Annotated in this window: 23 protein-coding genes; 12 read left to right on the top strand and 11 right to left on the bottom strand. The window is 71.2% G+C overall.

All coding sequences use genetic code 11. The features are described from left to right. Positions 1-4 precede the first annotated feature (4 nt). Both cseB and AB0L65_RS52085 read left to right on the top strand, forming a co-directional pair. Complete coding sequence (cseB, locus tag AB0L65_RS52090; protein ID WP_364262894.1) at positions 5-670, top strand: two-component system response regulator CseB; 666 nt, start codon at positions 5-7, stop codon at positions 668-670. Next, a complete protein-coding gene (locus tag AB0L65_RS52085; RefSeq protein ID WP_364263041.1) occupies positions 670-1,956 on the top strand; it encodes a HAMP domain-containing sensor histidine kinase in 1,287 nt (428 codons plus the stop codon). The genes cseB and AB0L65_RS52085 overlap by 1 nt, the downstream gene beginning before the upstream one ends. Positions 1,957-1,987: 31 nt before the next feature. Here AB0L65_RS52085 and AB0L65_RS52080 read toward each other — a convergent pair whose 3' ends face one another. The 3 genes from AB0L65_RS52080 to AB0L65_RS52070 form a co-directional block, all read right to left on the bottom strand. Next, positions 1,988-2,767, bottom strand: coding sequence for a maleylpyruvate isomerase family mycothiol-dependent enzyme (locus AB0L65_RS52080; protein ID WP_364262891.1), 780 nt, complete (start codon positions 2,765-2,767; stop codon positions 1,988-1,990). A gap of 362 nt (positions 2,768-3,129) precedes the next feature. Further along, positions 3,130-3,885 carry a class I SAM-dependent methyltransferase gene (locus tag AB0L65_RS52075; protein ID WP_364262888.1) on the bottom strand — a complete coding sequence of 252 codons (756 nt, stop codon included), beginning with the start codon at positions 3,883-3,885 and terminating at the stop codon, positions 3,130-3,132. Next, a complete protein-coding gene (locus AB0L65_RS52070) occupies positions 3,882-5,099 on the bottom strand; it encodes a riboflavin synthase (protein ID WP_364262885.1) in 1,218 nt (405 codons plus the stop codon). The genes AB0L65_RS52075 and AB0L65_RS52070 overlap by 4 nt, the downstream gene beginning before the upstream one ends. 275 nt (positions 5,100-5,374) lie before the next feature. Between AB0L65_RS52070 and AB0L65_RS52065 the strand changes: the two genes are divergently transcribed. Continuing rightward, on the top strand, positions 5,375-6,028 hold the full coding sequence (locus AB0L65_RS52065; protein WP_364262882.1) for an SDR family oxidoreductase: 654 nt from the start codon (positions 5,375-5,377) through the stop codon (positions 6,026-6,028). Here AB0L65_RS52065 and AB0L65_RS52060 read toward each other — a convergent pair. Together AB0L65_RS52060 and AB0L65_RS52055 are read right to left on the bottom strand one after the other, a co-directional pair. Beyond that, positions 6,010-7,257 carry an MFS transporter gene (locus AB0L65_RS52060; RefSeq protein ID WP_364262879.1) on the bottom strand — a complete coding sequence of 416 codons (1,248 nt, stop codon included), beginning with the start codon at positions 7,255-7,257 and terminating at the stop codon, positions 6,010-6,012. The two genes, AB0L65_RS52065 and AB0L65_RS52060, sit on opposite strands and share 19 nt — an antisense overlap. Further along, positions 7,254-8,351, bottom strand: coding sequence for a MerR family transcriptional regulator (locus AB0L65_RS52055; RefSeq protein ID WP_364262876.1), 1,098 nt, complete (start codon positions 8,349-8,351; stop codon positions 7,254-7,256). Before AB0L65_RS52055 ends, AB0L65_RS52060 begins: the two co-directional genes overlap by 4 nt. Positions 8,352-8,535: 184 nt before the next feature. On the opposite strand from AB0L65_RS52055, the gene AB0L65_RS52050 reads away from it, so the two are divergent. Further along, entirely contained in the window at positions 8,536-9,555 is a 1,020-nt protein-coding gene (locus tag AB0L65_RS52050) for an aldo/keto reductase (RefSeq protein ID WP_364262873.1), read from the top strand. 4 nt (positions 9,556-9,559) lie between these two features. Here the strand turns inward: AB0L65_RS52050 and AB0L65_RS52045 are convergent, their stop codons facing one another. After that, positions 9,560-9,958: a nuclear transport factor 2 family protein gene (locus tag AB0L65_RS52045; RefSeq protein WP_364262870.1), complete on the bottom strand. Its 399-nt coding sequence runs from the start codon at positions 9,956-9,958 to the stop codon at positions 9,560-9,562. Positions 9,959-10,045: 87 nt separating this feature from the next. Here AB0L65_RS52045 and AB0L65_RS52040 point away from each other — a divergent pair, with 87 nt between their 5' ends. Continuing rightward, positions 10,046-10,816, top strand: coding sequence for a helix-turn-helix transcriptional regulator (locus tag AB0L65_RS52040; RefSeq protein WP_364262867.1), 771 nt, complete (start codon positions 10,046-10,048; stop codon positions 10,814-10,816). An 84-nt stretch (positions 10,817-10,900) separates the two neighbouring features. On the opposite strand, the gene AB0L65_RS52035 is transcribed toward AB0L65_RS52040, so the two are convergent. Next, the gene (locus AB0L65_RS52035; RefSeq protein WP_364262864.1) at positions 10,901-12,319 is read right to left on the bottom strand and encodes a DHA2 family efflux MFS transporter permease subunit; all 1,419 of its coding nucleotides are present in this window, start codon (positions 12,317-12,319) and stop codon (positions 10,901-10,903) included. A gap of 84 nt (positions 12,320-12,403) precedes the next feature. Here AB0L65_RS52035 and AB0L65_RS52030 point away from each other — a divergent pair, with 84 nt between their 5' ends. The 6 genes from AB0L65_RS52030 to AB0L65_RS52005 all read left to right on the top strand — a co-directional run bounded on the left by AB0L65_RS52030 (position 12,404) and on the right by AB0L65_RS52005 (position 17,081). Next, positions 12,404-12,739 carry a helix-turn-helix domain-containing protein gene (locus tag AB0L65_RS52030; protein ID WP_364262861.1) on the top strand — a complete coding sequence of 112 codons (336 nt, stop codon included), beginning with the start codon at positions 12,404-12,406 and terminating at the stop codon, positions 12,737-12,739. Positions 12,740-12,893: 154 nt separating this feature from the next. Further along, on the top strand, positions 12,894-13,856 hold the full coding sequence (locus AB0L65_RS52025; RefSeq protein WP_364262858.1) for a C39 family peptidase: 963 nt from the start codon (positions 12,894-12,896) through the stop codon (positions 13,854-13,856). 130 nt (positions 13,857-13,986) lie between these two features. Next, positions 13,987-14,481 (top strand): SRPBCC domain-containing protein, encoded by a 495-nt coding sequence (locus tag AB0L65_RS52020; protein ID WP_364262855.1) that lies wholly within the window; start codon positions 13,987-13,989, stop codon positions 14,479-14,481. Positions 14,482-14,680: 199 nt separating this feature from the next. Then, entirely contained in the window at positions 14,681-15,337 is a 657-nt protein-coding gene (locus AB0L65_RS52015; protein ID WP_364262852.1) for a hypothetical protein, read from the top strand. After that, positions 15,334-16,479 (top strand): histidine kinase, encoded by a 1,146-nt coding sequence (locus tag AB0L65_RS52010; protein ID WP_364262849.1) that lies wholly within the window; start codon positions 15,334-15,336, stop codon positions 16,477-16,479. Before AB0L65_RS52015 ends, AB0L65_RS52010 begins: the two co-directional genes overlap by 4 nt. After that, positions 16,476-17,081 carry a response regulator transcription factor gene (locus tag AB0L65_RS52005; RefSeq protein WP_364262847.1) on the top strand — a complete coding sequence of 202 codons (606 nt, stop codon included), beginning with the start codon at positions 16,476-16,478 and terminating at the stop codon, positions 17,079-17,081. Before AB0L65_RS52010 ends, AB0L65_RS52005 begins: the two co-directional genes overlap by 4 nt. A 106-nt stretch (positions 17,082-17,187) precedes the next feature. Here the strand turns inward: AB0L65_RS52005 and AB0L65_RS52000 are convergent, their stop codons facing one another. Together AB0L65_RS52000 and AB0L65_RS51995 are read right to left on the bottom strand one after the other, a co-directional pair. Further along, positions 17,188-17,736, bottom strand: coding sequence for a helix-turn-helix domain-containing protein (locus AB0L65_RS52000; RefSeq protein WP_364262844.1), 549 nt, complete (start codon positions 17,734-17,736; stop codon positions 17,188-17,190). Between the two features lie 57 nt (positions 17,737-17,793). After that, positions 17,794-18,741, bottom strand: a complete 948-nt coding sequence (locus AB0L65_RS51995; RefSeq protein WP_364262841.1) for a DUF1152 domain-containing protein — start codon at positions 18,739-18,741, stop codon at positions 17,794-17,796. Between the two features lie 125 nt (positions 18,742-18,866). Between AB0L65_RS51995 and AB0L65_RS51990 the strand changes: the two genes are divergently transcribed. Continuing rightward, positions 18,867-19,118 (top strand): hypothetical protein, encoded by a 252-nt coding sequence (locus AB0L65_RS51990; RefSeq protein ID WP_355196388.1) that lies wholly within the window; start codon positions 18,867-18,869, stop codon positions 19,116-19,118. Here the strand turns inward: AB0L65_RS51990 and AB0L65_RS51985 are convergent. Together AB0L65_RS51985 and AB0L65_RS51980 are read right to left on the bottom strand one after the other, a co-directional pair. After that, a complete protein-coding gene (locus AB0L65_RS51985) occupies positions 19,082-19,546 on the bottom strand; it encodes a CPBP family intramembrane glutamic endopeptidase (protein ID WP_364262838.1) in 465 nt (154 codons plus the stop codon). The genes AB0L65_RS51990 and AB0L65_RS51985 overlap by 37 nt on opposite strands. A gap of 106 nt (positions 19,547-19,652) precedes the next feature. Further along, the gene (locus AB0L65_RS51980) at positions 19,653-20,111 is read right to left on the bottom strand and encodes a hypothetical protein (RefSeq protein WP_364262835.1); all 459 of its coding nucleotides are present in this window, start codon (positions 20,109-20,111) and stop codon (positions 19,653-19,655) included. Positions 20,112-20,150: the final 39 nt, after the last annotated feature.

Raw genomic sequence — 20,150 nt, 5'->3', positions numbered from 1 at the left:
TTTCATGACATCCCTGCTGCTCGTCGAAGATGACACGGTGATCCGTGAGTCGCTCGGCCTGGCCCTGGAACGCTACGGCTACCGGATGACCACCGTCGCCGACGGGCTGAGCGGCCTGGAGGCGGCCCGGGCGGGCGGCCACGACCTCCTGCTGCTGGATGTGATGCTGCCCGGCCTGGACGGCATCGGCCTGTGCCGCAGGGTCAGGGAGTCCAGCCAGGTGCCGATCCTGATGATGTCGGCGCGCGGCGACTCGCTGGACGTGGTGTCGGGCCTGGAGGCCGGTGCCGACGACTATGTGGTCAAACCGGTCGACATCCCGGTGCTGGTGGCCCGGATCAGGTCGCTGCTGCGCCGTACCACTGCTCCTGCCCCTTCATCGGGCGTGCTGACGTTCGGGGAGCTGACGGTGGACCCGGCCGCGCTGGAGGTACGGCTCGCCGGGCGGCTGGTCGAGCTGGCGCCGACCGAGCTGCGCCTGCTGCTGGAGTTCGCCGCCAATCCGGGGATCGTGCTGGAGCGCGCCACGCTGCTGCGTAACGTGTGGGACTACGGCTGGGACGGCGACAGCCGCGTGGTCGACCTCTGCGTGCAGCGGCTGCGCAGGAAGATCGGCACGGACCGGATCGAGACGGTGCGCGGGTTCGGCTACAAGCTGCGCAGGTCGTGATGCTGGGCTCGCTGCGCTGGAAGCTGGCGGCACTGATCACGCTGGCCTGCTGCGCGATCGTGACCGTGGTCGGGATCCTGGTCCACCGCACGACGCTCGAGCGCACGATGCGGCTGGGCGAGGAGCGGGCGCTGGTGTCGGCCGCGGAGGTCGCCGACAAGCACCGCAGGGACGCTCCTCCCGAGGAGGGACTGGTCCCGTACACCGAGTCGATCATGAGTGCGGACGAGCTGCCCCCGCCCCTGCGCGCGCGGCTGGCCGTCGAGTCGCCCGCCACCTGGTACGACGACCTGCGGGCCGAAGAGCGGTGGATGTGGGCGGCACGGCCGGTGGGCGATGGGCTCGTGGCCGCCCCGAAGATCGACATGACCTCGGACATGCGCGGGCTGAGTGCCCTCGACCGAGCCATGGTCCGGGCCGCCCTGACCGCGCTCGCCGTGGTGCTGCCGGTCTCGATGGGCATTGCCGAGCTGGCCAACCGGCGCCTGCGCCGGGTCGCCGCCACCGCCCGCAGGATCGCGGACGGCGACCTGGACGCCCGCGTCGCCACGGACCGCCGGGGCCTCTCCCGGTGGGGCGGGCGCGACGAGATCGCCGGCATCTCCGCCGCCGTGGACTCCATGGCGGCGAGCCTGCAGCACCGGCTGCTGGCCGAGCAGCGCTTCACCGCCGATGTCGCCCACGACCTGCGGACCCCGCTGATGGGCCTGGTCGCCGCGGTCGAGCTGCTGGAGGAGAGCGAGGCCACCGATCTGGTACGCGACCGGGTCCGGGTGCTGCGCTCGCTGGTGGAGGACCTGCTGGAGGTCTCCAGGCTGGACACGGGCGCCGAGGTCGCCGAGCGCGTACGGGTGCCGCTGGCCGAGGTGGCCGAGGAGTCCGCGGCCCGGGCAGGGGTCGAGACCCGCGTGACGGCGTCGGGGAATCCGGTGGCCGAGACCGACCCGCGCCGCCTGGACCGCATCCTCGCCAACCTCGTCCTCAACGCCCAGCGCCACGGTGCGCCCCCGGTGGAGATCACGGTCCGCGACCACGTGATCGAGGTCCGCGACCGGGGACCGGGCTTCCCTCCTGAGCTCCTCGCCGACGGCCCGAGCCGCTTCCGCACGGGCGCCGCCGAACGCGGCCGTGGCCACGGGCTCGGGCTGACGATCGCGCTGGGCCAGGCCCAGGTCATCGGCGCCGACCTGACCCTGGCCAACACCCCCGGCGGCGGCGCCGTCGCCACCCTCCGCCTCCCACGGGGCTTGTGCTCGACAGATCATCCCAGTGGACATTTACCGTGACTTCGAGGAGCAGGCCCCGGCTCGGGGTTGGTCAGCCGTTGGTGACCCAGTCCATGTGTTCGATCCAGTGGTCGAGCAGCGCCCGATCCCCCTGCAATTCCAGCGTGGGAGCCGCATCCAGCGGGCGACGCCTGCTGATCACGAGCAGGAGCTCGGCGGCCGGGCCGCGTACCACGACGTCTGCCTTGGTGTGCGTGCGCTCCAGCACGACCTTGTCCGGTTCCCGGCGTGCCACCCACTCCCCAGGCGCGTCGGTTGCGTGGAAAAGCAGAGTCTGACCCTCCCCGCGCATCGCATCGGCGAAGCCCGCCCTGTTCTCCCAATAGCCGCGGGACGCCATCGTGTCCAGCCAGTCCTCGATGGCCGCAACGGCAAGCTCCGGCGCCAACTCGTACCGCATGCCGAGCGCCGCAGCCGCGTCCGCGCGATGCACGCAAGCCTCGCCGAACAGCCGACGTGACCAGAACGGCACGCCTGCGGCGTCGCCCGACGGATCCCACACCGGCGTGTCATCGGCGGCCGATGCGAACGCCTGTCTCGCCTCGGCCGCGCCGTCGTTCAGCCAGGCGCGCCACTGGCCCGAATCGGTCGGACCCGGAACGTAGCCGGCGAACGCCTTGCTCGGATCGGTCATCTGCTCACTCACGAGCATGGCCACCATACGCTGTGTCCCGCCGACATGGTCGACAAGATCGGCCAGCGTCCATTTCGGACAGGTCGGCACCGGGGCCGCCGCATCCCTGCCGTGCACCCAATCGGCAAACGTGCTCGTCTGCTCGACGACCGCCTTCACATACGCGGATGTGTCCATCGCTGCACCTCCAAGTGCTTTGTGATCTTCCCGAAGCTCGGCCGCCAGTCGGTGTCGATGATCAGGGGCGAAACACCGCACTGATTTTGGCTTACGGAAACGCGCCTGACCAGGTCAGTAACCGGACACTCTCCGGACTTCAGCGGCGATCAAGGCAGCGGCGGTGCGCCGCAAGCGGACCTGACCGGGGGCCTCCTGGGGTTCGGACATGCGAGCCGGCCCTCGATCGCGGCCGTCTCGGTCGCCTGGAACGGCCCGCTCGCCGACCACGACGGCCACGCGGCGGATGCCTACGGCATCACCGGCGACGCTCTGGTGCTCGTGCGCCCCGACGGCTGTCCGGCCCTGAGCGCCGAGCACCATCAGGCGGCGGTTGTCACCAGGCGGTAGCCGAGGTCGAGGGTGTCGGCATCGAGGAGAGCCCGGTGGCGTTCGTGCCAGCGCCCGGTCGCGAGGTCGGCGGCGACGCGCCGCATCGCGCGCTCGACCCGCTCCTGGTCGAGGGTCGCCAGCGCGGAGACGGCGGCGCGGACCTGCGGGTCGAGATAGCAGTGCGGCCGTCGCCAGTACGCGCCCAGGAACCCGTCGGTGCAGTCGGCCGGCACCGGGACCGGGACGACGGTCACCGGCGTGCCGTCACGCCCGAGGTGGGCCTCGACGACCTCGAGGGCGGCAAGCCGGGCGTCGGCTGCGGCGATCTCCGGGAGGTACTCCGCGACCAGCCAGAATCGTGCCGTGACGGCGGGATCCCAGGTGAGGACGACCTGCCGGGCGGACACCCTGCGCAGCTCGGCGAGGCCCGCGGCCGCGTCGGTCCAGTGGTGGACGGTGAGGATCGCCATCGCGGCGTCGAACGACCGGTCGGGAAAGGGCAGGGACTCGGCATAGCCCTGGACGACCGTCGCGGAACCAGGGGGACGCTGCTCGATCATCACCGTGGACGGCTCCACGGCGGTGACCCGCCGGCCGCGCGGCTCGTAGGAGCCGGTCCCGGCGCCCACGTTGACCACCGTTCGGGCCGGGCCCAAGGCCTGGTCGATCAGGCCGGCGATCCGGGGGTCGGGGCGGCGGTGGTGGGAGTAGCCGAGCCCGATCGACTCGTACGGATTGGCGGTCACAGGTGCTTCCCGAGGTCGGCCACGTCCAGCAGGGGCAGGCCCCAGCGCAGGGCGGCGATCTCCAGGTCGGCGGCGCCGGCCATGGTGCCGTCGGGGTTCATGACCTCGCAGCACACCCCGATGGGCGGCAGCCCGGCCGCCACGCACATGGCCACGGTGGCCTCGGTGTGTCCGGCGCGTTCGGCCAGCCCGCCGGGGCGGGCGGCGAGCGGGAAGACGTGTCCCGGCCGCAGGAAGTCGGCCGGCCTGGCGTCCGGATGGGCCAGGCGGCGCACGGTCGCGGCGCGTTCGGCGGCCGACACTCCGGTGCCGGTCCCGGAGGTCAGGTCCACGGGGATGTGCGGGCGGGTGCCGTGCCGGTCGCCGGGGCCGGGGACGGGGCCGATCTCCAGCCGGTCGAGGATCTCGGGCGCGCAGGGCACGGTCGGATGGCCGCACACCTGGGTGAGCAGGAACGTGAACGCCTCCGGGCGCAGCCGGGCCCCCGCGAACACCACGTCGCCTTCGCCCTCCCGCTCGGGGTCCCAGAGCACCACGGCTCCTCCGGCGGCGAGTTGCGTGAGCGCCTGCTGCACGCCGCGCGCGCCCGAGAGCCGTCCGGCCCAGGGAAGCGCCGCGACCACCTCGGTCACCGACTTCGCCGGGTCGGGCAGGCGGCGGGCCAGGCGGACGACCAGGTCGGGCTCCAGGTTCACCCGATCGCCGACGGACAGCTCCGACAGCGTGGTGGCCCGCAGCGTCAGCGGGATCAGCGCCACCGAGAACCGGTCGCGGGCCACCTCGGCGACGGTCAGGCTGACGCCGTCGACCGCGATCTGCCCCTTCGCGACGACCAGTGAGAGGAAGCGCTCGGGCGGCTTGATCCACAAGCGCCGTGCGATCCCCTCGTCATCGATCCGCACGATCTTGCCCACGGCGTCCACGTTGCCCTGGACCAGGTGACCGGCGAGCGGGTCGCCCAGCGTCAACGGGGTCTCCACGTTGACCCGCGTGCCCGGCCTGATCTGGTCGAGGGTCGATCTGCGCCGGGTCTCCGCCGACAGCCCGGCCTCCAGCGGCTGCGTCTCGTGCGCGGTCCGGAGAACGGTCAGACCCACGCCGTTCAAGCAGATCGAACCCGGCGCGCCGGCGGCGGCCCCGGGGGCGCTGACCGCGATGCGCGCCTCGTCGACGGCCACCACCGTGCCGATTTCTTGGATATTTCCGGTGAACATGCGACACCACCTCTCGACAGCAGGAACCAGGGGCCGGACAGGCCCGAGAGGTGGCGGGGTGTCACCGCGTGGCCCGGAGTCGCACCGAGTCGTCCCGCCGGAACCGGCAGAACCGGCGGGCTGTCACCGCCGCACCTTGGAATCGCACCAATCAACCTTTTATCACCCGGCGGCCCGGGAGATCAAAGCCCCTGGGATGCGGGCATGGTCTTCGCCTGGTCCGTCCCCGCGAGGTAGGGTGAGTGAATACTCACAAACCTAGAGGGGCGACACTGATGAGGCTCGCGATCTTCGGCGCGACCGGCGGCATCGGCCTGCAGCTCCTGCGTCAGGCCCTCGGTCTCGGCCACGAGGTCACCGCCGTCGTACGCGACGCGTCCCGGCTGCCCGCCGAACTGCGCGGGCTGCTGGACGTCGTCGAGGCCGACGTGATGAACCCCGACGCCATCGTCCCGGCGGTCAAGGGCTGCGGGGCCGTGCTGTCCGCGATGGGCACGCGCGATCGCGGCCCCACCACCGTCCACAGCGCCAGCACCACCTCGATCATCCAGGCCATGACCCAGGCGCAGGCCCGCCGCATGCTGCTGGTCAGCGCCAGCGGCCTGGTCGCCGACGCGGGCGACGGCGTTTTCACGCGGTACGTACTCAAGCCGCTCATCGTGCAACGCCTGTTCCGCCACTCCTACACCGACCTGGCCCAGGCCGAGGAGCTGCTGCGCGCCTCCGACCTGGACTGGACGATCGTGCGCCCCTCCCGCCTGCTCGACACCGAGCGGCCCGGTCAGTACCGGACCGCACGGGACCTCAACATCAGAGGAGGGCTCAGCACCACCCGCGCCGACGTGGCCCACTGCATGCTCGACCTCATCGACGACCCGTCGTCCGTCCGCCACGTCGTCTCGGTCGCCTCTCAGGGGCCGGAGGTGTAGTTCCGCAGCTCCGGCAGTGCCCATGCGACCGCGGCCACCGTCACCGTGGTGAGCAGCCCGCCGGCGCAGATCACCAGCCGGTGATCGAGGATCGAGGTGGCGGCCCCGTGCAGCAGGTTCGCGAGGTGCGGGCCGCCGAAGAGGACGACGGTGAGCGAGCCCTGGATCCGGCCGCGCATGGAGTCGTGGGTGTGCGCCTGTGTGATGGCGTTGCGGAAGGTGCTCAGCACGAAGTTGACCGCACCGCCGAGGACGAGTGCCACCAGGGCGAGCCACAGCTGGGCGGCCAGCCCGAGGAGCACCACGGTGACGCCCCAGGCCGCGGCGGCCGCCGCCATGAGCGCGCCGTGGCGTCGGGCCCGGGTGAACGTGCCCGACAGCAGCCCGGCCGTGACCACCCCGGCCGGATAGGCGGCGTACAGCAACCCCAGCTCCAGGCCGCCTCCCGCGGGCCCGCCGTAGGTCTGCTGGGCGAGCTCCGGGAACAGCGCCGTCGGCATGCCGAAGACCATCGCCGCGAGGTCCACCAGGAGCACCGCCACCAGCAGCCGGCTGGCCGCCAGATACCGGAACCCGGCCGCCGACCGGCGCTGCGGGGCCGGGTGAGGCCGGGGCGGCAGCGGCGGGAGCTTGACGACCGCCCACACGACGGCCAGCAGCGCGACGGCGTCGAACAGGTACAGCGCGCCGAGCCCGACCACCGGTATCAAGCCGCCGGCCAGCACCGGCCCGAGAATCGACCCGGCGTAACGGGTCAGGGAGCTGAGGCTGTTGGCCGCCGGCAGGAGCTCGACCGGGACCAGGCGGGGCACCACGGCGCCCATCGTGGTCATGATCGCGGCGAAGGACAGTCCCTGGCAGGCGACCAGCACCATCAGGACGGGGACGAAACGTCCGCCCAGTACGGCCTGCGCCCAGAAGGCCACGTACGTGAGCGCCAGGCCACAGTGGGCCGCCAGCAGCACCTTTCGCCGGTCCATGACATCGGCGAGCGCGCCCACCCCTAACGCCGCCACCACCAGCGCGACGAACGACACCGCCCCCGCCACGCCCACGGCCGCCGAGGAGCCGGTCACCGTGAACAGCTGCGCCGGCAGGGCGACCACGCTGAACGAACCACCAATGGCGCAAACCGCCGATGACACCCACAAGCGCCGGTAGGCCGCGATGGCCAGCGGGCGGCGGTCCACGGTGTAGGCGCCGAGCGACCGGGCCGTTGACGTGATCACCGTCGGGCCCCATCGGCGTCCAGGCTCACCACGTCGGCGACGACGCAGGCGATGTTGTCGGGGGCGCCGGCGGCGTACGCCAGCGCCATCAACTCGTCGAGCACCTGCTGGGGGGCGCCGGGCCCGGTCAGCGCCGCGCGCAGCGATGCGGCCGGGACGACGGTGGACAGCCCGTCGGAGCACAGCAGGTACCGGTCGCCGGCCGCGGCGGCGTGCAGCGACAGTTCCGGCCGGGCCCCGCCCGTGCCGGTCAGCGCTCGTGCGAGCAGCGCGCGCTGCGGATGCGAGGCCGCCTCCTCCACGGTCAGCCGGCCCTCGTCGACCAGCCCCTGCACATAGGTGTGGTCATGCGTGATCTGGAACAACTCGCCGTCCCGCACCAGGTACGCCCGGGTGTCACCGATGTGCACCAGCGCCAGCCGGGACCCGGACCACAGCAGCGCGGTCAACGTGGTCACCGCCTCACCCGACGGCGTCGAGGCGGCGATCTCCCCGATGGCCCGGTCGGCTTCTCCGACCGCCTCGGCGAGCGCGCCGAGCAGGTCCTCGGCCGGTACGGCCAGCGTCTCCAGCGGTTTGAGCGCGTCGACGGCCGCCGCGCTCGCCAGGTCCCCGCCCGAGCCGCCGGCCCCGTCGGCCACCGCCAGCAACCGGGGGCCGGCGTAGGCGGTGTCCTGGTTGCTCGTACGCACCAGGCCCGACTCCGACCGGGCCGCGTAACGGATCCCCAGCATCGTCGCCGTCTCTTCCACGGTGCTTCCCCTCCCCGACAGATAGTCGACGAGGAACGTGGCCAGCTCTCCACGGGCGGCGGTCTCGGCCAGCACCTGCTCCCAGTAGCCGGCGATCTCCTCGGCCGCCGCGCCCGCCGGCAGGTCGCACACCCGCCGGATGCGCGCCAGCGGCATGCCCAGCCGCCGCAGCCAGGCGATCAACCGGGCCCGCTCCAGCTGCCCCGGATCGTAGAACCGGTATCCGGACTCGCCGTCCACCGCGGCCGGTCGCAGCAACCCGAGCTGGTCGTAGAGCCGCAGGGCCTTCGGCGACAACCGCGCGGCCCGAGCGAACGCCCCGATCGTCAGCAGCCGCACCATTCCTCCTCGTCCCGGCCCCCGTGGCCGGTACCGACGATGCTGCGGCTTCACCCTAGGGGAAGGTCAACACCGCGCTTTCCGGAAACCAGTTCCGCATGCACAGCACAGGCAAGTTGCCAAAACGGAACCACATTCCCTATCTTTATCGGAACACGGTTCCGTTTAAATCGGGAGGAACAGAGTCATGCAGTACCGCACCTTGGGCCGTACCGGTGTGCAGGTCAGCTCCCTCGTGCTCGGCGCGATGAACTTCGGCAGGATCGGACGCACCACCCAGGACGACGCCACCGCCATCGTCGACGCCGCCCTCGAAGCCGGGATCAACCTCATCGACACCGCCGACATGTACAGCGACGGCGAGTCGGAAGAGATGGTCGGCAAGGCCATCGCCGGCCGCCGCGACGACATCGTGCTGGCCACGAAGGCGGGCCTGCCGATGGGCGAGGAGCGCAACCGTCAGGGCGGCTCGCGCCGCTGGCTGGTCACCGAGCTGGACAACAGCCTGCGCCGCCTCGGCGTCGACCACGTCGATCTCTACCAGATCCACCGGTGGGACCCGACGGCCGGCGACGAGGAGACGCTGTCGGCCCTGACCGACCTGCAGCGCGCGGGGAAGATCCGCTACTTCGGCTCCTCGACCTTCCCCGCCCACCGCGTCGTCCAGGCCCAATGGGCCGCCCGCGAACACCACCTGAGCCGCTACGTCACCGAGCAGCCCAGCTACTCGATCCTGCAGCGCGGGATCGAGAGCCACGTCCTGCCCGTGACCGAGCAGTACGGGCTCGGCGTGCTGGTGTGGAGCCCGCTGGCCTCGGGCTGGCTGTCGGGCGCGATCCGGCAGGGCCGGGAGATCGCCACCAACCGCTCGGCGTTCATGCCACGGCGGTTCGACACCGCCATCCCGTCCAACCGCGCCAGGCTCGACGCGGTCGAGCGACTGGCGAAGGTCGCCGACGCGGCCGGGCTGACGATGATCCAGCTCGCGCTCGGTTTCGTGACCGCGCACCCGGCCGTGACCAGCGCGATCATCGGCCCCCGCACGCTGGACCACCTGCGCTCGCACCTCGCCGCCGCCGACACGGTGCTCTCCGCCGACGTGCTCGACGCCATCGACACGATCGTCGCACCCGGCGTCGACCTGGCCCCGGACGAGAAGTACGACACCCCGCCCTCCCTGCTCGACCCGTCGCTACGCCGCCGCTGATCGCTCAGGCGGACTCCCACCACACCAGATTGGCGGCCACCTGGGCCACCGGCTCGATGATCTCCCACGCCTCGGCGATCAGCCCGTCGTCCAACCGCCAGATGTCGACGACCGCGATCTCTGGCCCGGCATCAGGGAGCCGGCGCCGCGAGTACATCACGACATGTTCACCCTCGGCCAGCACGTGATGGATCTCGACCTGCATGCCGGCGAGCGGGCCGAGCGCGGCGCGTACGGCGGCGAGCCATTCCGCCTTGGTCGACGAGGTCGGACCCGGCCGGTGATGGACGAAGTCCTCGCTCAGCAACGGCGCGAGCGCATCGACGTCGCCCGTCGCGACCAGTGCCGTCAGCGCCCGCTGGACGATGCTCTTGTTGTCCGTGGTCAGGTTCTGCGTAGTCATGGCGGCAGTGTTTCGGCCGTTGCCCAGGGTTGTCGATGAACTCGCATTTCATCGCGTCCGGCGCCACGAGGAGTAACATCGACGGGCATGTACACGGTCGGGGAGATGTTGCGGCAGTGGCGGCATCGCCGGCGAATCAGCCAGCTCGATCTCGCGATCGCCGCCGACGTCTCGGCTCGTCACGTCAGCCTGGTGGAGACCGGCAAGTCCAACCCGAGCGCAGACATGATCCTCCGGCTCGCGGATCAGCTCGAGGTGCCGTTGCGTGAGCGCAACCGGCTGTTGCTGGCCGCCGGCTTCGCACCCCGCTACGTCGAGCGGCCGCTCGACGGGGACGCGCTGTCGGCGGCCTGGGGCGCGGTCGAGAGGGTGCTCCGCGCGCACGAGCCGTACCCGGCGCTGGTCATCGACCGCCGGTGGAACATCGTGATGACCAACCGCGCTCTCGACCCGTTCCTCGCGGACGTCGCCCCCGACCTGCTGCGGCCGCCGATCAACATGCTGCGCCTGGGACTGGACCCGCGCGGGCTCGCCCCTCGGATCGTCAATCTGGCCGAGATGCGCGTGGTGCTCCGTACCCGGATCGCGCGTCAGCTCGCCACCGCTCCCGACCCCGAGCTCACCGCGCTCTACGAGGAGCTGCTGGCGCCCGGCTCCGAGGACATGAGCCACGCGATCGAGTCCGAGGTCGTGATTCCGATGATCTTCAACTTCGGCGGGCGGGAACTGCGGCTGTTCTCGACCACCACGACGTTCGGCACCCCGATGGACATCACGCTGGACGAGGTCGCGATCGAGTCGTACTACCCGGAGGACGCGGAGAGCGCCGCCTACTTCGAGAACCTCGTCCGCGCTTGACCTCAACCACGGAGGAAGTGGCGCAGGGACGCCTGCTCGTCGCCCGCCTTGATGCGGCGGGTCCCGCGATCGGCTGACGGCTCATCAGGACGGTGTCGTGACGGTGGGCGCCTGCGGCGCGGAGACTTCCGCGGGCCTGGACCTCACCAGCCACAAGCCGGTGAACACGGCACCGGCCAAGGTGACGACGCCGGCCGCGACGAAGGCACTGTCGAGGCCGGCCTCGAAGGACGCGCCGCCGGCCTCCCGGGAGCGGACGACGGCTCCGAGCACCGCCACGCCGAGCACCGCGCCAATCTGCCGGGTGGTGCTGCTGATGCCCGAGGCGAGGCCTCCCTCCTGCGGGCTGACCGCCTGGATGGCGGCGCCGGTCAGCGGGGACATGGTCAGGGCGAACCCGACGCCGACGATGGCCAGCCGCCACCACACGTTCCCGTAGCCGGTGTCCGCGTGCACGAAGCCCAGCGCCAGCAGCCCCAGCCCGGCCAGCGCCAGGCCGATGGTGACCACGATCCGGAAGCCGTGTCTGGCCGCGAACCGGCCCGCGAACGGGCTGACGATCACCATGGCGAGCGAGGCGGGCAGGGTCTGCAGGCCGGCCAGCAGAATCGAACTGCCCTGGACGTACACGAAGAACTGGGAGAAGAAGAAGGACGAACCCATCAGCGCGAAACCCACCACGATCATCGCCGTGTTGGACACTGTGAACAGCCGCTGCCGGAACAGCCGCAGCGGCAGCATCGGCGTCGCGCCACGTCGTTCGACGACGACGAAGACGGCGAGGATCGCCACCGCGGCGGCGAAGGTGCCCAGGATCACCGGCGAGGTCCAGCCACGGGAGCCGCCCTCGATCAGCCCAAAGGTCAGCGCCCCCACGCCCAGCACGGACAGGACCGTCCCCGGGAGATCGATCGCCGGCGCGTTCGGATTGCGGGACTCGCTCAGGACGCGCATCCCGACCAGCAGCAGGATCGCGCCGATGGGCATGTTGACGAGGAAGATGGCGGGCCAGCCGAAGGCGTCCACCAGGATGCCGCCGGCCAACGGTCCGGCGGCCAGGCCGATCCCGCTGAATCCGGCCCACAGCCCGATCGCCTTGACCCGTTCCTGCGGAACGGGATACGCGGCGGCGAGCAGGGCCAGCGAGGCGGGGCTCAGCGCCGCGGCCCCGATGCCCTGCACCACCCGGCCGGCGATCAGCCAGCCGATCGAGGGCGCGACGGAGCACACCACGGACGCGACCGTGAACACCACGACGCCGGCCAGGAACACCCGCTTGCGGCCGAAGCGGTCGGCGAAGACGCCGCCGGACAGCAGCAGCATGGCGACCAGCAGCACGTAGGCGTCGACGATCCATTGCAGGCCGGTCAGCTGGGTGTGCAGCCGCTGCTGCATGTCGGGCAGCGCCGCGCCGACGATCGTGCTGTCGAGCAGCACCATGAACTGGCCCAGGCAGGCCACTGTGAGTAGCGCTGTCCGGTTCGTGCTTTCGTGTGCGGTCAAAGCTGCTCCCTCTCATGGGGCGGATGCTCCGGCACACGATAGTTCGATAATTCCGAAGTGTCGAAGCGTTGTATTGTGGAGGGCATGCGACCGCTACCCCAGCCGGCCCGCGAGTCGTTGACGCTCGCGCCAGTCCTGCACGCGCTCGGCGATCCGGTGCGCCTGGAGCTGGTACGGCGGGCCTGGGACAACCCCGAGTCGACCTGCTCCGCTCTCGCCGACGGCCTGGACGTGCCGCTGTCGACGCTGTCCAACCACTGGCGGATCCTGCGCGAGGCCGGGCTGATCACCATGACCGTCGACGGCCGGCACCGGCGGATCCGGCCGCGCGCCGACGATCTGAGCGGCCGCTTCCCGGGCCTGCTCGACCCGATCCTGCGCCTCAGCGCGGCCGAGCCGCCGGACGGCGGCCTGCAGTGAATAAGGGTGTGGGCCGTAAGTAAAGCCAATGTTCGGCATCGCGCTTGACCGCCCTCGCTCGCAAGGTTACGGTCAGGGCCGAAAGTGAGCATGATTGAGCGTCCCGAGTGCCGTCCGCGGGCCGCCGATCCCATGACGTCAAGGGTGTGAGCCTGTGAAAAGACTGATGTCGGCATTACTCTCGCTCCTCACCGGAGCGACCCTCGCGCTCGTCGCCGTGCCGGCACTTCCCGCTCAGGCCGGGATCTGGCACGAGTATCCGCCAGCGGCCAACCGCACCTGCAGCGACACCCGGACGTACAACGGCACCGCCTACCAGGTGTGCCTGGAGTTCAACTACGCCCGCACCCAGGTACGCGCCATCGCCTTCGTCAATCCGGGGGCGTACACGAACTTCCAGGTCAACCTGCGGCTCGCGTTCGGCGGCGGCGGCCCGACGATCACCGACTCGTGCCCCACGATGACCACGAACGCCAGCCGGGCCTGCTACACCGGGTTCACCGCCCTCAGGCGTACGTACGTGGTGGCCGACGCGGACGTCGGCATCGCCGGCGCGTGGATGACGCCCATCCGCGCTCTCGACATGCAGCTCTCGGGCAAGCAACAAGAGGACTCGAACTGGTGCGGGCCCGCGGCCGCCCAGACGATCATCGCCACCATGGGCGTCTCCGCGCCCTCGCAGTCCACTCTGGCGGACAAGATGGAGACCACCAGGTTCGGGACGATGCCGTGGATGATGAAGACCGGCATCAACGCGTACGTGCCGCAGGACTTCCCCTACGGGGACTATGAGGCCGCCGCCAGCGGGCTGCCCAGGATCCGCGGGCTGGAGGTCATCGTGAAGTCGCTCTCGCGGGGCAGGCCCGTGGCGGTGCTGGTCAAGCCGGGTCAGCTGCCTTGGTCGCCCGACGCTCCCGGGGGCATCCGGCACTACGTCGTCATCCACGGGTTCGGCGGCCACGAGTGGTCGGAGCCGGGTTTCTGGCCGTGGGTGCCCGACAACTTCAAGGTGTGGGACCCGGGCGCCTCCCGGGAGGAGAACCTCACCGTCGACCAGCTCTACCACGCGGCACTGGGCGCGGAGTTGAGCGACAGCATCTGGGCGATCTCGTCATGAGACCCGGCCGGCCGGGCGCACCGCCCGGCCGGCCCGAAACTCATCACCTGTCTCGTGACATTTACCTCTGTCTGCCACGGGCCCTCACGAGGAGGATCGTTCGCGTAACCCCACCTCAAAGGGAGCATTCATGACCGTCTCACCCGTGGCCAAGACCGTCCGGATCGAGCGCACCTACGCGACCACGCCCGAGCACGTGTGGCGCCTGTGGACCACCAGTGCCGGCATAGAGTCCTGGTGGTCGCCCGACGGCTTCACGGTCAACGTCGGGAAGCTGGACCTGCGGCCCGGCGGCGAGCTGATCTACACGATGACCGCGACCGCGCCCGAGCAGATCGCGTTCATGGAGGGCGCCGGGCTGCCGCTGAGCACCGAGTCGCGCAAGACCTTCGTCGAGGTGGACGAGCCCACGCGGCTCTCCTACACCTCGCTGGCCGACTTCATCCCGGGGGTGGAGCCGTACGACTTCCTCACCGTGGTCGAGATCCGGCCCTCCGGCGACGGCGTCCACGTCGTCATGACCATGGACGCGATGCACGACGAGGAGTGGACCCAGCGCCTGACGGCCGGCCGCGGCAACGAGCTGGACAACCTCGGCCGGGTCATCGACGGCGGAGAAGTCTGATCCTCTCACGCTCGTGGTGCGCATCGTCTCCCCCCTGAACAGCCACGACACCGCCGCTCTCGCCCCACCCCTCCGCCGCCGCACGATCGGAGCGGATCCAGGTCGTCGGCGTGCCGGCCCGTCCAGGACTCCCGCCCGCGCCGGATCCGGCTCCCGGCCGCGGCCTCTACTCTGGTCAGCCAGGACGCGAGGACGGGCGGTGGGAGGATTGGCGGAGCTGTGGCGATCCGACCGCCTCGTCCGGCTGGCGCCGGTCGGCGCGGTCGCCTACAGCGCTCTGCTGCCGGTGGTGCAGGTGATGCTGGCGTTCGGCTACATGGGCAACGACACCCGCACGGGGCTGTGGAGCCTCGCGGCGGTGGTGACGTACCTGCCGCTGCACCTGCGCCACGTCTGGTACGCGGCACACGCGCGGCGGCCACCGGCCGGCGTCTGGACCTTCACCGTGATGGCCGCCGTCATCCTCGGCGTCACTCCCTTGGCCGGGAACATGTGGCCGCGGTCGTACGCGGCCCTGGTGGTGTCGGCGCTGCTGCTGGTCTGGCTCCCCGCCGCGCTGACACGGCTGCGGGCGGCCAGGGAGTTGCTCGCCCAGCAGGCCGTGGCGCAGGAACGCCGCCGCCTCGACGACGATCTGCGCCGGAGTCTCGGCCGCGCGCTGGAGTCGATCGCGGCGCGCGGCGAACAGGCCGGGCGCAGGCTCGGGGGAGCCGTGCCCGAGGGCCTGTCGGACGAGCTGGCCGCGCTCGCCGACGCCGTACCCTCCTGCACGATCACGGTGACCTCCACGGACGGTCGCCTACGGCTGGAGCTGCGCACCGGCGAGGCCACCGAGACGATCGAGATACCGGCATGACCGCGTCCATCCCGCCCCGCTGGGTGCTGCGGCACCCGCACTGGCCGCTGATCGCCCTGCACGTGCCGCTGACCTTGCAGGTGCCGGTCTACACGATCCTCGGCATGGACGGCCCGCCCGGCAACCCGGTCGCCGCGATCCTGGGGGCCGCCGCGGCCGGCGCGATCCAGCTGCGGCACAGCCTCGCGGCGGCCCGGGGAGAGCGTCCCGCGGGCTGGCTCTGGAGCCTCGCGGCGCTGGTGCTGCTCGCGGACCTGCCGATCTGGTGGCTCGGCTCCAACTGGGAAGCCCCCGGGATCTTCGCGCTCGCCTCGATGATGACCTTGCTGCGCGGCAGGTGGGTGCTGGCGGCGGCCGCCACGCTGCAGTTGACGGCCAACGCCACGAGGGAGGTGCTGACGATGCTGCAGAGCCAGGGCACGATCCCGCAGGCCGTCCTCCTCGGCCTGTACGCGGTGGTCGCCACCGGCCTGTACGCCGCGGCCCTGGTCGGGGGCGCCCGGCTGGTCCGGCTGCTGAACGAGCTGGACGCCGCCCGTACCGAGCTGGCCGCGACCGCCGTCGGCGAGGAGCGGATCCGGGTCTCGCGCGACCTGCACGACCTGCTCGGCCAGAGCCTGTCGGCGATCGCTCTCAAGGGTGACCTGGCGCTGCGGCTGCTCACCAGGGACGCCGTCGCCGCCCGCGCCGAGGTCGAGAGCCTGACCGGCGTGGCCCGCGACGCGCTGCACGACGTACGGGCGATCACGCGGGACCAGCACGCCGTGTCGCTGCGTACGGAGATCGACGGGGCCGCGGCCCTGCTCGGCGCCGCAGGCGTGGAGACCCGGCTCGACGTGGCCGACCTGCGCTCGCTGCCCGCGTCCGCGCAGAGCGCCCTGGCCTGGGCCGTCAGAGAGGGCACCACCAACCTGCTGCGCCACAGCGAGGCCGGCTCCTGCACCATCAGGCTTTCCCGGCAGCACGGGAGAATACGGCTGGAGATCGTCAACGACGGCGTCCGCGGCGCCGCCGGCCTTGGGAGCGGCTCCGGGCTCGCCGGGGTGGCCGAGCGGGCCGAAGCCGTGTCCGGCTCGTCCGAGGCCGGTGTCCGCGACGGCCGGTTCCGGCTGTCGGTCGAGGTTCCCGAGGAGGTCGCGTGATCCGCGTGCTGATCGCCGAGGACATGCACATGATCGGGTCCGCGCTGGTCGCGTTGCTGTCGCTGGAGGACGACATGGAGGTGGTCGCCGAGATCGAGCGCGGGGACGAGGTGCTGGACGCCGCGCTGCGGGTACGCCCCGACGTCGCGGTGCTGGACATCGACATGCCGGGCCTGGACGGGCTGTCGGCGGCCGAGCAACTGTCCACGCGGCTTCCCGACTGCCGCACTCTCGTGCTGACAGGGCTCAGCCAGCCGGGCAGCCTGCTGCGCGCGCTGAAGGTGCACGTCAAGGGCTTCATCGTGAAGGACGCCCCGGCGCAGACCCTCACGGACGGGATCAGGCGCATCGCGGCGGGGGAGCGGGTGATCGACCCCGAGCTCGTCGCCGCCGCTCTCGAGACCGGCAGCAGCCCGCTGACGGCCCGCGAGACCGAGGTGCTGCGCGCCGCGGCGAGCGGCAACCGCGTCGCCCAGATCGCCACCCAGCTCTCGCTCTCGCAGGCCACGGTGCGCAACTACCTGTCGAACGCGATCAGCAAGGTGGGCGGGCGCAACCGCATCGACGCCATCCGCATATCTCGCGACGCCGGCTGGCTCTAGACATGTCAGTGCTCGGGCTGTCAGCGGTCGGGGGTGAGGAGGGGCTTGACGTCCAGGATCGGGGTCGCGTCGAGGGCTTCGAGGTTGTCAAGCGTCCTGGGTCCTCTCACTCGGTCTCGGCCGCGGACGCTTGCTCGATGGGGAAGAAGACCGGGCTGAGCAGGTACTGCGCGCGATCCGGCGTCGGCTCGTTGGCCAGCAGGGGCAGGATCACGCGCCGCAGCTCGATGATCATCTTCTCCAGTTCGTCGCGGTTGAGCCAGACGGCGTGCTGCCGGTAGCCGACCAGGTCCGCGGCCGGCTCGGCGTTGTCGCGATCGAGGTAGGCGTTGAACTCGGCCACCAGCACGGCCATCGACGTGGCGAACACGCGCCGGTGGTCGTCGGGCGACAGCGCCGCCGCCGCGTCGGCGTCCACGATGACCCGGTCAAGGCGTAGCCGGTAGCGGCGTTCCACCGCGCCGCGCACGCGCCGCTCGTCGGCCACCTCCAGGATTCCGTTGGCCGCGAGCAGGTCGACGTGCCGGTAGATCATGGCCTTCGAGCTGTCGGGGATGCGGGCGCACAATTGAGCGGTGGTGAGTTCGCGCCCTCCGCGCATCGCGTGCACGATCCGCAGCCGTACGGGATGCGCCAGCAGTTCCAGGGTGTCCACCTCGCAACGGTCTCATGCCGTGCCACCATTACACAAACACGAGAACGGTGGCTGCCTCTAGTGCGGGAACGCCTTCGGCGGGCGGGGCGTCACCTCGTCGCGGAACGCCTCGATGACGGAGACGACCTGGCGCATGAGCACGGTGTCCCGGAGCCGGTCCAGGTAGAGCGAGCGCCGGGCCAGCGCGTCGAGGTCCACGGCGAAGTAGATGGCCATCAGCGGGTTGACGAACAGCTCGCTGCCCTTCGTCCTGTCGGTGAAGCGGACATCCCCGAACTCTCCGCGCACGGCCGCCGCGATCGAGCCGTTCACGATGCTCGGGTACGCCGGCAACTCGGCCTGCGCGTGGGCGACGGCGTCGAGGTAGAGCGCGCCCGCCTTCGTGGTCCTGGAGACGGAGAACGCGCCCAGGTAGGCGCCGTCGCGCTCCAGGGCTGCCAGGTTCTCCAGGACCTGTGCGTGGTTGACGCCGTGATAGGCGTCCACCCCGAAGCCCAGGCAGGCCACGATCTTCTCGGGGACGTCGAGAGCGTGGGCGGCGGCCAGGCTCGTCATGTCGTCGGCCGGGGTGCCGAGGCCGGCCTCGTCGCCGCGCATGAGGATGTCGGTGCCACCGTCCACCAGGACGACCGCGTCCAGGTCGAGGTGCGCGGCGAGCTTGGCGTACGCGGCCCGCAGCGGGCGGACGCCGACCTTGGGGAAGGCGTACACGGTCGACGGCAGGCCGTGCGTGGCCAGCCAGCGGGCCAGGCAGCCCTCGGGGAAGTACCAGTCGCGGGCCTCGGTGTCCGGGCGTATCTCCGCGACGTCCTCGAACAGCCACACGTCGAGGTCGAGGGCGTCGAGGTGGCTGAACGACAGGTTCGCCAGGTGCACCTCCTTGCCGGCCTCCCGGAGGGTCAGGGCAAGGGGTAACCCGGCGTACACGTCGGAACCCCCGCCCGCACCGGCGACGAGGATCCGGCTGCAACGCTCAAGCCGGGCGGACAGCGGCGATCCGAACATGCATCACATCTTGCACCGTGGACAGCACGATCAGCGTCCCGTAATCGCTCGCGCCGCAGGCGTCGGCCCGGGGTTCGGGGCCGTTCATCAGCGGGCGCTGCGATCAATGTGGCAGAGTGCGGGGCATGAAGCCCGATTTGCGCCTCGACGTTCCGGCGGACTTCGACGACTCCGATGCCGACTCGCAAGTCCATCCGATGGCCAGGTTGCTGTTCCCCGCACGGACCGCCGCGGAAGCGTTCGGCAAGGCCCAGGAGTGGGTGGGGGCTCACAACGTATTTCTGGTGGACGTCTCGTGGGACTACGCGACCGGTGAAGCAGAACCGTACGTCCTGAGCATCTACTTCGTCTTCGAGGACGAATCCGAGCCGGCGTGAGCCACGGCCCGGCGCGGGCGGTGCCGGATCTGGCCGGTGCGGGCGGCCCGCCGTAGCCAGAAGACTGTGGGTCCGAGGCAGACCAGCAGCGCGAGCAGGCTGGCCTCGGGGCCGAACGTTCCGCCGGTCAGCGGGGCCGGGCCGGACAGCGTGGCGTTGACGTTGACCGGATGCGTCGCGCCGAACAGCACGGCGGACACGACCAGGGCGATCACGGTGCCGGTATGTTCCTCCACGATGCGGAACAGGACCCCTCGGAACAGGAGTTCCTCGGCGACCGCGACGCTCGCCATCATGCCGGCGGTGCCGACGAACCCGCCGAAGGAGCCCCAGGACACCTCCCGCAGGCCACCGAACATCGCGACCAGCAGCACGGGCAACCGGAACGCGCGGAGCCGGCGCCGGCCCGTGGAGGAGGCGGAAGCCATGGCGGATTCTTCCGTTCGGGTCTCCGCAGTGATCCTGCGGCAGAAGGGAGGCTAGGGAACGGAGCGGGCTGTGCCATCCCACCGGAAGGGACATTCGGGATAGCTCTCACGGGGGATGGGACGAGTTCAGGGGGAGGGCGAGGGCCAGGATGGCTCCGCCGTGAGGGGCGTTGGCAGCGGTGCCCCAATCGTAGGTGGTGATCTGGTAGGCGATCGCCGTCGGCCGGAAGGAGGCGACGTTCTCCTTCAGCGTCTTCCAGGTGTCCCTGGCCGCCATGGCCGTCACCTCGTGGTCACCGGCGACGACGTTGCCGCCGCCGTCGGACGTGGCGTTCTTGAACGCCACGCCCGCGGCCTTCAACGCCGCCTCCAGCGCCGGGGCCTGCGCGCCCGCGATGGAGTCACCCATCCAGAGCACCTTGACGCCGGTGGCGGTCTGCTGGGTCGCCGCGCCGGGGGAGGTCGCGGACGCGCCGCAACCCGCGAGTGTGAGCCCGGTCGCGACAGCCAGGATCAGGCCGGTGTACCCGTGGTGGAACCGGCGAGAGAGGTTCGTCGATCGCATGGCCAGCAGGCAATCAGACGAATTCGGAGCTCAGCCGGG

Origin of the sequence: Nonomuraea sp. NPDC052116 (genome assembly GCF_040680035.1) — a bacterium.
Taxonomy (GTDB): Bacteria; Actinomycetota; Actinomycetes; order Streptosporangiales; family Streptosporangiaceae; genus Nonomuraea; species Nonomuraea angiospora_A.
Note: the sequence above shows the minus strand (reverse complement) of the source record. Positions and strands in the feature narration are given on the sequence as shown.